Origin of the sequence: Photobacterium sp. GSS17 (genome assembly GCF_028621875.1) — a bacterium.
Taxonomy (GTDB): Bacteria; Pseudomonadota; Gammaproteobacteria; order Enterobacterales; family Vibrionaceae; genus Photobacterium; species Photobacterium ganghwense.
In genome coordinates this window covers 1,316,853-1,332,980 of sequence record NZ_CP117517.1, presented here as the reverse complement: position 1 = coordinate 1,332,980, position 16,128 = coordinate 1,316,853, and the positions used below count along the sequence as shown (strand labels likewise).

14 protein-coding genes are annotated in these 16,128 nt (G+C 50.5%); 8 read left to right on the top strand and 6 right to left on the bottom strand.

Translation table 11 applies throughout. The features are described from left to right. Nucleotides 1-247: 247 nt before the first annotated feature. The gene (locus tag PGW97_RS05910) at nt 248-1,390 is read left to right on the top strand and encodes a PQQ-dependent sugar dehydrogenase (protein WP_443147118.1); all 1,143 of its coding nucleotides are present in this window, start codon (nt 248-250) and stop codon (nt 1,388-1,390) included. A 133-nt stretch (nt 1,391-1,523) separates the two neighbouring features. Here the strand turns inward: PGW97_RS05910 and PGW97_RS05905 are convergent, their stop codons facing one another. Further along, the gene (locus tag PGW97_RS05905) at nt 1,524-3,170 is read right to left on the bottom strand and encodes a methyl-accepting chemotaxis protein (RefSeq protein ID WP_273859237.1); all 1,647 of its coding nucleotides are present in this window, start codon (nt 3,168-3,170) and stop codon (nt 1,524-1,526) included. A gap of 538 nt (nt 3,171-3,708) precedes the next feature. Next, nucleotides 3,709-4,587 carry a protease HtpX gene (gene htpX / locus PGW97_RS05900; RefSeq protein ID WP_047884188.1) on the bottom strand — a complete coding sequence of 293 codons (879 nt, stop codon included), beginning with the start codon at nt 4,585-4,587 and terminating at the stop codon, nt 3,709-3,711. 389 nt (nt 4,588-4,976) lie between these two features. Between htpX and PGW97_RS05895 the strand changes: the two genes are divergently transcribed. Both PGW97_RS05895 and PGW97_RS05890 read left to right on the top strand, forming a co-directional pair. Beyond that, complete coding sequence (locus tag PGW97_RS05895; protein WP_047884187.1) at nt 4,977-5,135, top strand: hypothetical protein; 159 nt, start codon at nt 4,977-4,979, stop codon at nt 5,133-5,135. Between the two features lie 177 nt (nt 5,136-5,312). Next, nucleotides 5,313-5,978 carry a hypothetical protein gene (locus PGW97_RS05890; RefSeq protein ID WP_273859234.1) on the top strand — a complete coding sequence of 222 codons (666 nt, stop codon included), beginning with the start codon at nt 5,313-5,315 and terminating at the stop codon, nt 5,976-5,978. Nucleotides 5,979-6,111: 133 nt separating this feature from the next. Here PGW97_RS05890 and bioD read toward each other — a convergent pair whose 3' ends face one another. The 4 genes from bioD to bioB are packed head-to-tail and all read right to left on the bottom strand — an operon-like array spanning nt 6,112 to nt 9,852. Beyond that, nucleotides 6,112-6,801 carry a dethiobiotin synthase gene (bioD, locus tag PGW97_RS05885; protein WP_273859232.1) on the bottom strand — a complete coding sequence of 230 codons (690 nt, stop codon included), beginning with the start codon at nt 6,799-6,801 and terminating at the stop codon, nt 6,112-6,114. Beyond that, a complete protein-coding gene (gene bioC / locus PGW97_RS05880; protein WP_217393007.1) occupies nt 6,794-7,597 on the bottom strand; it encodes a malonyl-ACP O-methyltransferase BioC in 804 nt (267 codons plus the stop codon). The genes bioD and bioC overlap by 8 nt, the downstream gene beginning before the upstream one ends. 13 nt (nt 7,598-7,610) lie before the next feature. Further along, on the bottom strand, nt 7,611-8,813 hold the full coding sequence (gene bioF, locus PGW97_RS05875; protein WP_273859229.1) for an 8-amino-7-oxononanoate synthase: 1,203 nt from the start codon (nt 8,811-8,813) through the stop codon (nt 7,611-7,613). Further along, nucleotides 8,800-9,852, bottom strand: coding sequence for a biotin synthase BioB (gene bioB / locus PGW97_RS05870; protein WP_047884239.1), 1,053 nt, complete (start codon nt 9,850-9,852; stop codon nt 8,800-8,802). The genes bioF and bioB overlap by 14 nt, the downstream gene beginning before the upstream one ends. A gap of 161 nt (nt 9,853-10,013) precedes the next feature. Between bioB and bioA the strand changes: the two genes are divergently transcribed. From bioA to prsR, 5 genes are all read left to right on the top strand, one after another. Then, nucleotides 10,014-11,273, top strand: a complete 1,260-nt coding sequence (gene bioA / locus PGW97_RS05865; RefSeq protein ID WP_273859629.1) for an adenosylmethionine--8-amino-7-oxononanoate transaminase — start codon at nt 10,014-10,016, stop codon at nt 11,271-11,273. A 120-nt stretch (nt 11,274-11,393) separates the two neighbouring features. Further along, complete coding sequence (locus tag PGW97_RS05860; RefSeq protein WP_047884183.1) at nt 11,394-11,960, top strand: LON peptidase substrate-binding domain-containing protein; 567 nt, start codon at nt 11,394-11,396, stop codon at nt 11,958-11,960. Nucleotides 11,961-12,280: 320 nt separating this feature from the next. After that, the gene (locus PGW97_RS05855; protein ID WP_157038307.1) at nt 12,281-12,448 is read left to right on the top strand and encodes a hypothetical protein; all 168 of its coding nucleotides are present in this window, start codon (nt 12,281-12,283) and stop codon (nt 12,446-12,448) included. 114 nt (nt 12,449-12,562) lie between these two features. Then, entirely contained in the window at nt 12,563-14,632 is a 2,070-nt protein-coding gene (gene prsK / locus PGW97_RS05850; RefSeq protein WP_273859226.1) for an XrtA/PEP-CTERM system histidine kinase PrsK, read from the top strand. 18 nt (nt 14,633-14,650) lie between these two features. Beyond that, nucleotides 14,651-16,021, top strand: coding sequence for a PEP-CTERM-box response regulator transcription factor (prsR, locus tag PGW97_RS05845; RefSeq protein WP_273859224.1), 1,371 nt, complete (start codon nt 14,651-14,653; stop codon nt 16,019-16,021). Nucleotides 16,022-16,128: the final 107 nt, after the last annotated feature.

Here is a 16,128-nt window from a genome sequence, read left to right as displayed (position 1 = left end):
GGCAAACCCAGGCAATGATGGTTACACTTGTCATCATCGGATACATGAAAAACAGAACAGGATTGTCTGCATGTTTCAGCAATTAATGAAAGGCATATTGACCGGGGGAATGCTACTAGGATTACCCGGATTGACACTGACTAATGGTGTCTCGGTCGCTCTCTCCTCCGCAAAAAGAGTTTCAGCGGCAATCGGCTTTGTGATAACGGTCTCCTCAGCGTTTGTCTCTTCCGTGTTTGTTTCTTATGTGTTTATTTCTTACTCGTTTGTTTCTTACGCCTATGCTTCAGCCGCAACGGATTCAGAAACGAGTAGTACTATCCTCTTCACGGGGAGCAGTCAGGGCATGCCCTACCAGGTCGAGCGCATCGCACAACAACAGGGTACGCCCTGGGGCATGGCTTTTGTTGACGATCAACATCTCCTGGTTACGTTCCGTGAAGGCAAAGCCATGTTACTGAATCTCGATTCTGGTGACTGGCAACAGCTCAGCGGGGTGCCTCACGTTGCGGTGTATGGTCAGGGAGGTTTATTGGATGTGGCGAAAGAGCCGAAGCCATCCGGCAAGCCCTGGTACTATTTCACCTACAGCCAGTCTGTGACAGGCAAAAGCGGACAGGCTGCCACCGCCCTTGCCCGAGCCAAACTGGAAGGTAACCGCCTGATCCAATGGCAGGAACTGCTCGTCACTCAATCTGCCAGCGACACCTCCCGCCATTTCGGCAGCCGGATCGCCTTTGATCAAAATGATCACCTGTTTTTTTCTGTGGGTGACCGCGGCCATCGGCCTAACGGTCAGGATATGACGACCCACGCCGGCAAGATACTTCGACTTAACCTCGATGGCTCTGTGCCTGAGGATAATCCATTTGTCCGCACACCAAATGCGCTGCACGAAATCTGGAGTTTGGGCCATCGCAATCCACAGGGCATGGCTTATGACTCAACAACTGGTCGCCTGTGGTCTATCGAGCACGGCCCGCGTGGCGGCGATGAAATCAACCTGATCCGCAAAGGGGTCAATTACGGCTGGCCTGTCACGTCACACGGCAAAGAGTATTGGGGACCCGTCGATGTCGGGGAAGCAACCGAAAAGGCGGGGATTGAGTCGCCGAAAAAAGTCTACATCCCGTCCATCGCCCCCGGCAGTCTGATGCTGTACACAGGAAGCAGCTTTCCGGCCTGGCGGGGAAACCTGTTCAGCGGGGCACTCAAACTGCGCCACCTCAACCGGGTTGAACCTCAGGCTGATGGCAGTATTCGCCATGAAGAACGGTTGCTGGAATCGCTCGATGAGCGGATCCGGGCTCTGGCGCAGAGCCCGGAAGGCTGGATCTATTTCTCAACTGACAGTGGCGGCATCTATCGAATTCGACCGTCGGATCAGTAGTGCTGCCCTTATCTGTTAAGTGAAGCGCTCAGGTCGTGGTTGCCTTGCACGACACAACAGACCTGAGCGCTAACCGACAAATCAGTTCTTCGCAGCAGTCTTGCGTATCAGTCCTGTGCATTACTCCGGTGCATCACACTTTAAACTGCCCCATCAGGGAATCCAGTTCTGTGCTCTGCGCAGCCAGTGCATCACACACTTTTTGTGCACTCTCAATGTGGCTGAGCGTGTCATTACATCCCATCACAATGGCATGAATATTTTCAGTCAAACTTCCCGTCACGGCCGTTTGCTGTTCGGCCGCGGCGGCAACCTGCGTGTTCATGTCACTGATCATCACAATAGACTGATTCATCACATCCAGCGCAACATTGGTTTCCTGAGAACGAGCCACCGTATCTGCACCCGCTTTGGCGTTACTGCGCATTACCTGTACTGATCGCTCGGCTGTCCCTTTGAGGGTTTCGATCATGCTGTGGATTTCATTGGTACAGTTTTGCGTTTTGCTGGCCAGTGCGCGCACTTCATCAGCAACCACAGCAAACCCTCTTCCCTGATCGCCCGCGCGGGCCGCTTCGATGGCAGCATTCAGGGCCAGCAGATTGGTTTGATCAGCAATCCCCCGAATAACCTCCAGAATCGATGATATATCCACTACGTTCTTTTCCAGCTCCTGCATCATCAGGCTGGATTCATTGATTTCCGCCGAAAGCTGTTCCATTGCAGCCACTGAATCAGCCAGAGTAAGTTGCATGGTACCGGATTGCTGATTAAAAGCCTGTGTGGCATTGGCTGCCTCAGCGGCATGATCACTGACGGCATGACTGGTTGCGCTTAATTCACTGACCGCAGATTCAACCGCCAGACACTCGTGTTGCTGCACATGGCAGGACGAAACAATGTTTGCTGTCAGTGAGCTCAAATAGGCCGCCTCACGCTGCAGCAGATCTGAAGAGGCAACCACCTTCTCCAGGGTCGCCTGAATTTTTCCGACAAAGATATTATAAGCCGTCGCCAGTTGCCCGGTTTCATCCTGACCCATCACCGGTACCCGCGCGGTCAGATCACCATCGCCATCAGAAATAGCTTTCAACGAATCTGTCAGTTGATGCAAGGGATTGACCACCAAACGAGTCATCACAAAGGCAATGGCTAACGACACCACTATCGTTATCCCGGAGCCCGTCAGCAGAATCGTTTGGGCAGCTTCGCTGTGCTCCGCCACCTCCTGAATTAATTTTTCACGGGCATCAATAATTTCCCCTCGGATCACTTTAATTAACCCGCGAATTTCTTCGAAGTCTTTTTCTGCTATGTCTTCATGATCCCGATAATAATCCAGAGCCTGCTCAGGATGAGTCACAATAAACTCATATCTTTTCTGCCAGACATCATATTTATTCTCTAGCTGAATAATATTATTTCTGCTGGCTTCTGGCAAAAAACCAATATCAACCAACTGGTGAGGAGATGCGATTCTTGGTGCAGCTTTAGGGGCATTGTCATAGAAATTGAATTTATGAAACTCAATCATTTCTTTGTCATCAGGCAGGGTTAATGCCATCCCCATTCCTGCAGTCATAACCTGATAAATGTCCCGGTACGCATCTTCCATCTCATCCAGCACAGGCTGTACCTGTTCGTTGAGTACCTTGTTCACCTTATGCTGTTCACTGAAAACCACAGACACCTGAACAATCAAAAATGTAAATGACAGGATAATAACGGTAATAGGAATGGTAAGTTTGTATTTGAAACTGACATTATTCAACCAACGCATAAAGCCTCTTAATACCAAAAGAACTGATAGCCAGTATAAATTTAAAAAATGAGAAAACAGAGGTTATATCAAACAGGATGATATCACTCCAACGGTTAATATCTACATTAAACTTATAAAAACAAAATCATTTATTTACTTTGAGTCAGAACTGGCTGATTTTAATTGTTATTAAAATGAGAATAAAACGCTTTATTTATATTTGCACTCTATAGGAATAACCGAGTACTAAATGATTTAACCAATACATTAATTTTAATGTTCTATGAAGACCGAAAATTACCAGTCTCAGGCATCCAACACTATACAGTCAAATAAACGCCTAATTACCCGGTTTCACTCAGACTTTAAGATAAAAAAACCAGCAGAGTCACTCTGCTGGTTTTGTAGATTACAGCGCGCCATTCTTAGGCGCTCAGACGGCCACCAATGTAGACACCCGATATGGGCATAGACATGGACACCGATATGAACGTAGCTGGGCAGTCGCTAAGAGGTTGTTCTGTTCTCAATCCATAACGATTGCCCATATTGCCGATTACAGGTGTTCACCACGACGAAGCGCGTCAATACGCTTATCCAGTGGTGGGTGCGTCATAAACAGCTCAGACAGAGTCTTTTTACCGTTGATGCCGAATGCCATCATAGAACCTTCCAGCTGGGATTCCTGGCTCATTTTCAGGCGTTCCAGTGCCGCAATCATCTTCTGCTTGCCAACCAGATGGGCTGAACCAGCGTCCGCTTTAAATTCACGGTGGCGGCTATACCACATAGTCAGGATGCTCGCCAGAATGCCAAACAGCACTTCCATGATCGACGAAACAATAAAGTAAGTCAGGTAGCTGCCCCCTTCACCTTCTTCATCGTTATTGTTCACGCCGCTGATTGCACCGGCAACCAAACGGGATACGAAAATAACAAAGGTGTTCACCACACCCTGCATCAGGGTCATAGTAACCATATCACCATTCGCGATATGGCTGACTTCGTGCGCCAGTACGGCTTCAGCTTCATCACGCGTCATGCTGTGCAGCAGGCCGGTTGAAACCGCAACCAGCGAATCGTCACGCTTGGCACCGGTTGCAAATGCGTTAATGTCCGCAGAATCGTAAATAGCCACTGTTGGCATGCCGATACCAGACTGCTGTGCCTGACGCGCGACAGTTTCCATCAGCCAGTGCTCAGTCTCGTTACGCGGGTGCTCAATCACCATACCGCCAACCGAGCGTAACGCCATTGATTTCGACATGAACAGTGAAATCAACGAGCCACCAAAACCAAACAGTGCTGCCATTACCAGCAAACCAGACAGGCTGCCAGGTTGCATACCGGTTACGGCATAAATAATGTTCAAGACAACACTGAATACCAGCAGTACAGCCAGGTTGGTTGCCAAAAACAATGCAATACGCTTCATGTTATATGTTCTCTCCTGAAAGGATGGTTCCTTCTCACAGCGCGCAGGCATAAATAACAAGCGCCCTGTGAATCAATTTATGTTGGTCTTTATAGTATGGTCGTCGAAACGAAAAACAAGTGAAAGTGATAAATTGTTACCTTTCGTTAGTGTTTTTCTACTCATGGATAACTCTATTTAACTCAATACGTTACTCTGTTTCATTTCGTACCACACTATTTTAGTCCGGCATCCTGTTCTTAACCTGTATCCGGTAAGGGTTAACGACTATACAGCGTACAAAATACGACCTTAGACTTTAGTCTTATTGTATCTGGAGGTCGGTTTGACTATTGTCATCGACAACAAGATTTCATTTTCTTACGTCGTCGAATTATCAAGGAGGACCGATGGCTGATCACGCAAATTACCAGGTCGCAATCGACATTCTGCGTTGTCACCTTGGCATGTCTGTTGAAGAAGCCCATAAAGAACTGGGGCTGGATAACAGCAAAACAGGTCTGAATGACACTCAGGAAGCCCTGCTCGGTTTGACGGGCGAAAACTGATCTTCCCACCTCATTATGATAAAACCTCCTTCGGGAGGTTTTATTTTGCACAAACAAAGCAAAGAAATGTGATCCAGATTCACAATTCAGTCTCTATTCAGTAAAGTGGCCTATAGTGTGTCCGATTTGACATACATATTACAATTGAACACGATACACACACTTTAGGTATTATTAATGCAGTCTATCAACTCTGTAGTTGCTGATGCAGACAAGTCTACGGTTAAAGCTTCCGCAATTTTCTGGCCATTTTGCCTCTCATTTTTATTTGCCAGTTTGCTTGCACTATCAGCCTTCGCTATCCACCTTGATGTACGAATTTTTCAAAACGACATGGGTGAAGCGTCTATTATCGAAGTCGGGCAGGAAGCCTATTTGCTGATTGCCGTGATTCTGTTTGGCCTGGTTGCCATCAAAGACGAATCTCAACGCGGGTTCGCGGTGCTGGTCACCGGCTTCTTTGCGACCATTTTTATTCGTGAAATGGACGGTATCCTGGATGCCATCCGACACGGTATCTGGAAATACCCAGCCTGGCTGGTGTCCGTTTCTGCCATTGGTTACAGTATTTTCCACCTTAAAACGACCACTCAGCCACTGGTACGATTCACTTCGACTCCGGCTTTCGGAATGATGGTAGGTGGTGTTTTTACCCTGCTGGTTTTCTCACGCATTTATGGCATGAACATTCTATGGCAAGCGGCGATGGGGGAACATCTGGACCCGGCTATCAAAGCCTACATTAAAACCATGGCTGAAGAAGGCGTGGAGTTACTGGCATACAGCCTGATTTTATTTGCATCAGCGTGGTACACCCTGCCTTGTCTGTTCAAACGTCGTTGATATCTTTGCCTTCCCATTGAAGAACGGGATATCACCAGAAAAGAAAAAACCTGCCTCGGCAGGTTTTTTCTTTTCATTATGTTCGGAGGGAATGTCAGACAGAGTGTTATCCGCAACAACCCAAGCCGATTTGTCAGTTCGCAATCAGACCTAAAGGGGCCAAATCGATGTACTGAGAAAGGTCCCGTTTTTTCACTCCCGGCATATACGGTATTTCACCCAGTCGAGGGCAATGCAGGTTCTCATCCAGCATTCGGATAATCTCCGCGTAGTTTTCCGTTCCCGGATTTACACGGTTTGCGACCCATCCCACCAGCTCCAGTCCATCTTGACGAATGGCTTCGGCCGTCAGTATTGCATGGCTCAAACAGCCTAACTTCACCCCGACCACCAGAATGACCGGTAGTTTTTCCTGCTTCACCCACGTGGACAGAAAATCATTGCGCGACACGGGCACACGCCAACCGCCTGCACCTTCAACCAATACCACGTCAGATTTATGCTTCAGGTGCGCTAGCCCTTGTGACAGAACATCAAACTCAATGACCCTATTTTCCATTTCAGCCGCCAGATGAGGCGAAACGGCCGCTTCAAACGCATAAGGGTTCACTTCGTCGTAGGTCAGTTCAACCACAGAGGCATCCTGCAGATACAGTGCGTCAGAATTCCGCATGCCGTCCTTGGTCGGAGCACTGCCGGAAGCTACCGGCTTATAACCCGCCATCTTGATATTGGCACTCCCCGCCGCATGAAGAATGGCGCGTGAAGCAACAGTTTTACCTACTTCGGTATCTGTTCCCGTGACAAAGAAAGCGTTAGTCATTCAAAATTACTCCAAAACAAACCTGATATGTCGCTGGCAACTGCCCCGTCGGGGTGCGGAACGCTTCATAAGCGCCCTCCAGTGCCTTCAGTCTGGCGCGTCCGGCTAAACCGGCCTGACGGCCTTGCTGTAAATGTGTTGCCCCAATCCCTTTCAGATCTTTCATCAGATCCATCGCGGACGGGTAATACATGGTGACAGGTGAAAATTCTAGGTCAGCCTGTGGCAGCCCCGCTTGCGCCAGCGCAAGTTTTATCTCGTTCGGAGAGAGAAACTGGTTGACGTGTTGATATTGATCAACCTGTTGCCATGCTGCTTTCAGCTCTGCCAGTGACCCATCAGCCAGGGTGGAGAACAAAATCCGTCCTCCAGGCTTCACCACCCGTTTGAGCTCTCGCAGCGGCACTGATAAATCGCGGCACCACTGCAACGCCAGGCTTGAGAAGGCCATATCAAACTGATTCACCTCAAGCGGCAGCTGTTCTGCATCGGCCTGTAGATACTGAACCCGATTGCCGCAGCGGCGCTGAGCCTGTTCGAGCATGCTTACCGACAAATCTGCCGCACAAACCCTGAGCCCTCGCTGCGTCAACTGGTCACTGAAATACCCGGTACCACATCCGAGATCCAGTATCTGACTGCCTGCTACTGAGGCCGCAGGGAGCTTACTCAGCAGACGATGACCGACCTGACGCTGAAATTCTGCGGCCTTATCATAATGCTTGGCCGCGCGACCAAAGGCCGCAGCAATCGCCTGCTTTTCTCCGGCATTCGGGAGAGCCGCATCATCCGACATCATCATTTTCACGTCACTGCGCATGAAAAACCTCGTTGATGGCATTGGCCAGTTGTCTGATATCCGACGGCTCATGATTAGCCGTCAACGTGATTCGCAGGCGGGAGGAATTCACCGGCACCGTGGGTGGACGTATAGCGCTGACCCAAATGCCCCGGTCCCGCAGTTGCTCTGACATTGCAACCGCGCGCTGGCTGTCGCCAACCAGTACCGGCTTAATGGGAGTATCAGTTGCCACCAGCTCTACCGCCGGGTCGAGTGCTTCCGCCAGGATGTGCCCAAGCTCCTGCAATTTTTCACGGCGCCAGTGCTGCTGCTGAATCATACTGCACGCCTGACTGAGCGCATGAGCCTGTGCCGGTGGAATTGCTGTCGAATAGATATAATGCCGTGCAAACTGCACCAGATATTCAGCCAGATCCTCGTTGCAAAGAATCGCAGCCCCCTGCAAACCAAAGGCTTTACCGAACGTCACCACTAAAATATCCGGGCGGATACCAGCCTGATCGCAACTTCCCCGGCCTTCATCGCCAAGCAAACCGCAGCCATGAGCATCGTCCACGGCCAGTAAACTCTGATGCGCATGACACAATGTCTGCATGGCAGACAAGGGCGCACAGTCACCGTCCATACTGAACACCCCTTCGGTCACCACCATTTTCACGGTTTCAGCCGAAGTGACATTTGTCTGTTTAGCCAGTAACTGCGCCAGTGCATCGGTGTCGTTATGCGCAAAACGCCGCATGGTTGCCTCGCTCAACATGCCCGCCTCCATCAGCGAAGCATGGTTGAGTTTGTCCTGAATCAGCAGATCACCTTTTTGCAACAGCGTAAACAGCAGCGCCTGGTTGGCACCAAAACCACTACTGAACAGCAGTGCGCGATCATAGCCCAGCCAGTCTGCAAGCTGTTTCTCTAATCGATGATGCGCTGGCTGATACCCCGTTACCAGCGGGGATGCGCCGCTGCCGGCACCATAGAGCATCAGCCCTTGTTGCCATGCCTCGACCAAGGCCGGAGATTGCGCCAAACCCAAATAGTCATTGCTGGAAAAGTTCAGGTAACGTTTAGCATGGTGGGGAGATGAGGCTTGAGAAAGTGAACCGGTCGCCAGCACCTGACAGTCCTGACGCTCAAGGCAGGTGCGTGAGCGATACAGCCCCTGCGACTGGCGCGCGGCAAGGGCTGACTGGATGCGTTGATTAAAGGGATGCATCGTAGAACAGATCGTCTTTCCCCGGACGGGCAGCCATCCGCTCAGCCACTTGGTTCAGCAACTCCTGCTCCTGGATTTCATCCGGCTTGGCACTTTGCTCGTCCCGGTTGATACCCAGCTTGGCAAACAACTGCATGTCTTTGTCTTCCCCCGGGTTTGGGGTAGTCAGCAGTTTACAGCCATAGAAAATGGAATTGGCACCAGCCATGAAACACAGCGCCTGCATCTGCTCGTTCATCTTTTCACGTCCGGCAGACAGTCGTACCGCAGATTGCGGCATAATGATACGGGCAACCGCGATGATACGGATAAAATCAAACGGGTCGGTATCATCCACCGTTTCCAGTGGCGTGCCTTTCACCTTGACCAGCATGTTAATCGGCACACTTTCCGGATGCACCGGCAGATTCGCCAGTTCTACCAGCAGACCCGCACGGTCACGGGCACTTTCTCCCATGCCGATAATGCCGCCAGAACAAATCTTCATACCCGCATCACGCACATGGCTCAGCGTATCCAGGCGATCCTGGTAGGTTCTGGTGGTAATAATATTGCCGTAGAACTCCGGCGAGGTATCCAGGTTGTGGTTGTAATAATCTAGCCCAGCATCCGCCAGCTGATTGGCCTGATCGCCAGTGATCATGCCCAGGGTCATACACGTTTCCAGCCCCATGGCTTTTACGCCGCGTACCATTTCCAGCAGGTACGGCATGTCACGTTCTTTCGGGTTTTTCCAGGCGGCTCCCATGCAAAAACGCGTAGAGCCTGACGCCTTGGCTTTACCTGCCGCATCCAGTACCCGCTCGACTTCCATCAAACGCTCCCGGTCAACGTCGGTGCGATAATGCGCGCTTTGCGGGCAGTATTTACAATCTTCCGGACAGGCACCGGTCTTGATCGACAGCAGCGTACTGACCTGCACTTTGTTCGGTTCATGGTGCTGGCGATGTACTCGCTGTGCTTCGAACAGCAAATCCATAAACGGCTTATTGAAAAGCGCCTGAACTTCCTCGACTGTCCAGTCGTGACGTACTTCCACGTGTAAAACCTCGTTTTTATTGTTCTTGGCATGCCGTTGTTGCCACACCAAAAATTATTGTTATGTGCTTCCTAATACTTGGCTAGTCTACTTCGAGCCAGTAGACTGTCAACCATAAAGAAATCACAAGGTTTACATCTGTGCAAAATAACAACAAACCGGTGGATTTAGATTTTGACCAGAAACATGTCTGGCATCCCTACACATCTACCCTGGCTCCTCTTCCCTGCTATCCCGTCACCCATGCTGAAGGCGTTTATCTGACTCTGGAAGACGGTCGGCAGTTGGTTGATGGCATGTCTTCCTGGTGGTCGACCATTCATGGCTACAACCACCCTATGCTGAATGAAGCAGCAAAGTCGCAAATTGATAAGATGGCACACGTTATGTTTGGCGGTATTACCCACCAGCCGGCAGTGGAATTGTGCCGCAAGCTGGTCGCCATCAGCCCGGAACCATTGCAACATGTTTTTCTGGCCGATTCAGGTTCGGTGGCCGTGGAAGTCTCCCTGAAAATGGCATTGCAGTACTGGCACGCCCGAGGTGAGCAACGCCCTAAGTTTCTGACTGTCCGGCACGGCTATCACGGCGACACCTTTGCCGCCATGTCAGTGACCGACCCGGACAACTCCATGCACAGCCTGTACAAAGGGTTTCTGCCTGAACACATTTTTGCCGACTCCCCGCAGCGCGGTTTTTTTGATGAGTGGGATGAATCAGATGTCGATGATTTCCGTACCAGACTTATCGCCCATCATACCGAGCTGGCCGCAGTGATCCTGGAACCCATCGTACAGGGCGCCGGAGGCATGCGAATTTACCATCCGAACTTCCTGAAACGGGTTCGTGAACTGTGTGATGAATACGGGGTATTGCTGATTGCCGATGAAATTGCCACCGGATTTGGCCGAACCGGAAAATTATTTGCCTGTGAACACGCCGGTATCAGTCCTGATATTATGTGTGTCGGAAAAGCGTTAACCGGCGGTTATATGACCCTTTCGGCGACACTGACGACCACGCATGTCGCAAATACGGTATGTGGTGGCGAGGCGGGCTGCTTCATGCACGGCCCTACCTTTATGGGCAATCCGCTGGCCTGCGCGGTGGCGAATGCCAGCCTGGATCTGCTTGCCGACGGACACTGGCAAAAGCAGGTAAAACAGATTGAAAATCAATTGGCTGAACAGCTTCCGGCGATCGGTCTGCTACCCGCGGTTAAAGCCGTTCGCTGGCTGGGTGCGATAGGGGTGGTCGAGCTGTATCAACCGGTCGATATGGCCACGATTCAGAAGACTTTTGTAGACATGGGTGTCTGGATTCGCCCTTTTGGCACACTTGTCTACATAATGCCCCCATTTATCATTAGTCAACAAGAACTTAGACAACTGACCTCTGCGATAAAAGCCGCTGTTAGCTAGTATCGAAAAGCAGACAGCATCCAAAAGTTGTCTGCTTATACTTTTCCTGAACGTTATAGCAAACCCAACTTTCTGTTGGACCGTACTTAATAAAGAATAACGTCAGTAAAGGCTAGAACTATGCAGTTACCACTATTCCCGTTACAGCTGTATCTGCTCCCTGGTGGGATCAGTAAGTTGAGGATTTTCGAACCCCGCTACACTCGCCTGGTTAAACTGGCTATGGCCTCAGGCGAAGGGTTCGGACTCTGTATGAAAGACGGCGAGACATTGTGTCATTTCGGTACCCGGGCAATCATTACAGATTTTGAGCAACTCCCCGATGGTTTACTGGGTATCACGGTTAAAGGGGTAGAAAAGTATGTGATCAACAAACACTGGCAAGAGGAGGATGCCCTTCGCTTTGGCGATGTCACTCCACTGTCCAACTGGTCACCGACTGAAATAAAATTTGTTGACCGGGATATTTCAAGCAGCCTCAAGGCTCTGTTTGAAGAATACCCTGAGCATGCAGCTAACTACCCCATGCCCGACTATAACGATATGACCTGGGTCTGTCAGCGCTGGTTAGAACTCCTGCCACTGGAAACCAATCAAAAACAGTGGTTTATGAGTCGCAGCGATCATCGTGCGGCACTGTCTTTTCTGCACAGTGTCATCGACGATCAGTTGAAAAAAAACCAGTGAGTGCCACCTATATTGCCATGTCTGTGGATGTGTCATTTAACAAAGACATGAGTTGCTTTTTATAACAAAAATAAAAAATTGGCCTGTCATATTGCCAGTTACAGTCCCCTATGATTTATGCGCGACGATTTATTCATACTGACAACGTATTCTTTCAGGCTTGCGGGTTTGTTATGTTCCGAGCAGCTCCTCTGCCACACTCCCAAAAAACATTCTTATCATTAAGCCAACGTGCGCAAATGTGGTGTTCTACAGTAAACACATAAACAGGAGCAGTAACGAATCAGGGAGATGAGACATACACAATTTGGGGATTCGGCATGAACAAGCTTTTACTGATACTGACACTCAACTGTCTGCCATTTGTCTTTATCGCATTTTCTATCTACGCCAGCAGTAACGAACCGGAAGATTCCCGCAAGACCCTTCAGCAATGGCTGCCACTCGATGCCATTTGTGAGTCGATTCAGTCTCCGCCCTCTCCATGACATCCGCTAACCACCGGTAGACATTTTGCCACAAAGCACGGTCACGGATTTCACCGCCAGAGGCAAATTCGTCTAGTCTCATAATAAGAAACTTCCACAAAAAAGGACTCAGCATTGGAATTTCTTTTGGGACCCGTGGGCTACTTTGTTGCCGCAACCGGTTTTGCGGCACTTTTGCTGTTGCTGCTAACAACATACCGGCAGGTGAACCTGCAAAAGAGCCTGCTTCAGCTGGTGTGTGTGTCCGGGGCTGTCTGGGCAGGCACCACCGGCTTGCAGCTAATTTACGGATATCCGTTGCTGTTTTCGCTGGTGACGGAAAGCCTTTTTAACGGCATTCTCAGTTTGCTGTTACTTGGCACCATTATCAGTGCCGAGCGCCTGTCCGAGGTGATCAAGCATAAACTGATGATACTGTGTGGCGTGATCTTTCTGGTCGCTACGCTGGAAATCTGTCGATTGCTGGTGCCTTTCCTGCACCAGAAAGTCTTCTTCTTTGCGCATCTCTGCCAGGCCATCATTGGCCTCTGGTTCATCGAAAACCTGTACCGCCGCAGCCATCGTCAGGAATTGCAAGCCATCAAGCCTATCTGCCTCGGGCTCGGGATGATCTATGGTTACAATTTTGCCCTGTACGCCGATGCCTTCCTGACCAATGTCATTGCCCCTTCATTCTGGGATGGTCGGGGATGGATCATCGCAACAGCTATTCCGCTCATTGTCCTGACAACCCGACGCCTTAATCGCTGGGCCAGCCGGGTATATGTCTCTAGGGATGTCATTTATCACAGCACCTTGATCCTGGTTGCCGGTATCTACCTGCTGGCCATGTCAATCGTCAGCTTTTTTATCAAAGCGGCCGGCGTTTCCTGGGCAGACACCGCACAGACCATTTTCTTTGCCCTTAGCAGCTTAGTACTGGCTAGTCTGTTTCTGTCCTCTCCGCTGCGCAGGCGGCTCAAGGTCTTTATCGCCAAGCACTTTTTCGCTAATAAGTATGAATATCGCCAGGAATGGATCACTTTCTGCGCCAGTCTGGAGCACCACGAACGTTCACCTTATGACAATGCGTTGGCTGCCATGCGGGGGCCATTCGGCTGCACCGCAGGACTGCTGGCCAGCATGAAAAATGGCCGGTTACAGGCAGTCTCTCATGACGGCTGTGCGGCGGCGTCACCCGAGGCAACCTATCTGCTGGAACACTTGGGCCTACCGGCTATCGAACACGACTGGATCATTGATATCGAGAAACTCAAAGCCGGTTACGAAGTACCGCCGTTTTCTGTTGAACATGATCGGCTTCCCGCCCCTGCACCATTTTCTGTGCTGGTACCGGTGCATTCTGACGGTGGTTTCCAGGGTGTGTTCCTGCTCTCCCGCCCGACGTCAACCGATACCGTCGACTGGGAAGACAGGGATCTGATGCATGCCATCGGCAGTCAACTCGCCGTTTATCTGACGATGTATGAAGCCAACCAGAAGCTGGCTGAAAGCCAGCAGTTCGACACCTTTAACCGCATGTCTTCTTTTCTGGTGCACGACCTGAAAAACGTCGTGGCTCAGCTACAGCTGCTCAGCCGCAATGCTGCCCGTCACAAGCACAATCCGGAATTTATTGATGATGCTTTCGACACCGTCGAGTCTGCGGTCAACAGACTGAATAATGTGCTGAGCCAGCTACGCAGCAAACGTATTGATGCCGACAGCACGCAGCACATCGAAATCGCGCCGGTGATCGCCCAGGTTTGCCAGACCCGCTCCGTGCAGGAGCCGTGCCCTGTTTTTCGTGACCTGACCCACGAGCCAATCAGCCTCGATGCTAATAAAGAGCGCTTTGAAAACATCCTCAACCATCTGATCCAAAACGCACAGGATGCAACCGATGCACAGGGGCAGGTCGACATCACCCTGCAGGTAACCGGTAACCACTGCCAGATTGAGATCACCGATAATGGTCATGGGATGAGTCAGGATTTCATTCAGCACCGTTTGTTCAAACCGTTTGATACCACCAAAGGCAACGCCGGAATGGGAATCGGGGCTTACGATGCCAAGAACATGATTGAACAACTCGGCGGTCATGTCACGGTACAGTCCGCCCCTGAACAAGGCACGCGCTTTGTGCTGGCGGTCCCCCTCAGCACCCGTTCACCACAAAAAAATCCAACTATACTCAAAGAATAACCACAAGAGAGGCAACGTATGGAAACACTGCTTGTTATCGAAGATGATCCGGGAATTCAGAAGCAGCTGAAGTGGTGTCTGGCCGATTATGACGTCGTATTTTCGGCCAACCGACAGGAAGCCATCACCGCCCTGCGCCGCTATGAACCCAAAGTGGTTACTCTGGATTTGGGTCTGCCGCCAGATCCGACAAATGCCTCTGAAGGGCTGCAGACCCTCAAGGAAATCCTTGACCTGTGTCCGAATACCAAAGTGATAGTGATCACCGGCAATGATGATAAAGATAACGCACTCAAAGCCATTGAATTGGGGGCCCATGACTTTTATCAGAAGCCGATTGATGACGAGATTCTGTCTGTGATCATTGCCCGCGCCTTTGTCATTGCGAATCTGGAAAGCGAGAATATCCGCCTGCGCCAGTCTTCGCTCGACAGCCACGGGTTTATCGGTAACAGCCCACAGATTCAGCATGTCTGCCGGATGGTGGATCGTATTGCGGCCTGTGAAATTTCCACCCTGATCCTTGGCGAAAGCGGAACCGGTAAAGAAGTGCTGGCCCGAGCGATTCACGATCGCAGCCCGCGTCATGACAAACCTTTTGTGGCCATTAACTGTGCGTCGATTCCAGAGCATCTGCTGGAAAGCGAGCTGTTCGGGTTTGAAAAAGGGGCTTTTACCGGCGCACATAAAACCACAATCGGGAAAATCGAACACGCCAATGGCGGCACCCTGTTTCTGGATGAAATTGGCGACATGCCTTATCCGTTACAGGCAAAAATTCTGCGCTTTTTGCAGGAGAAAGTCATCGAGCGTGTCGGCGGACGCCAGGAAATCCCGGTTGATGTCAAAATCATCTGTGCGACCCACCAGAACCTGCAACAGATGATGACCGAAAAAACCTTTCGCGAAGATTTATTCTTCCGCATCAGTGAAATTACTATCGACAACCCACCCTTACGCGAGCGCGGAGAAGACATCGTACTACTCGCCCGTTTCTTCCTCCATCTTGCCAACCAGCAGACTCAGCACAAAATCAATGGCTTTACCGACGAGGCCATCGCAGCGCTGTGCCAGTATCACTGGCCGGGGAATATTCGTGAGCTGCAGAATAAAATTAAATCAGCCGCCATTATGGCGGACGGCAAAGTCATTTCTGAATTTGATTTAGCTCTGACATCTGTGGACGCCTCAGCACAGGAAAAAATGCCACTTAATCTACGCCAGATTCGAGATGCAGCGGAGAAGCAAGCAATCAGCAAAGCGTTGACCATGACCGATGGCAATATCTCACGCGCCGCCAATCTACTGGGCGTTACCCGCCCGACCCTCTACACGCTGATTGAAAAATTCAGCCTGAACGCCGATGCGCCTTCCTCCACGACGCAGTAATAAATGCGTTGAATAAGCGACATGCGTACAGATAAATCGGCCTTCTTATATCGGCCTGTTGAACCCGCCCCACGACAAGTTCGTTGGGGCAAACACTGAACAAACCA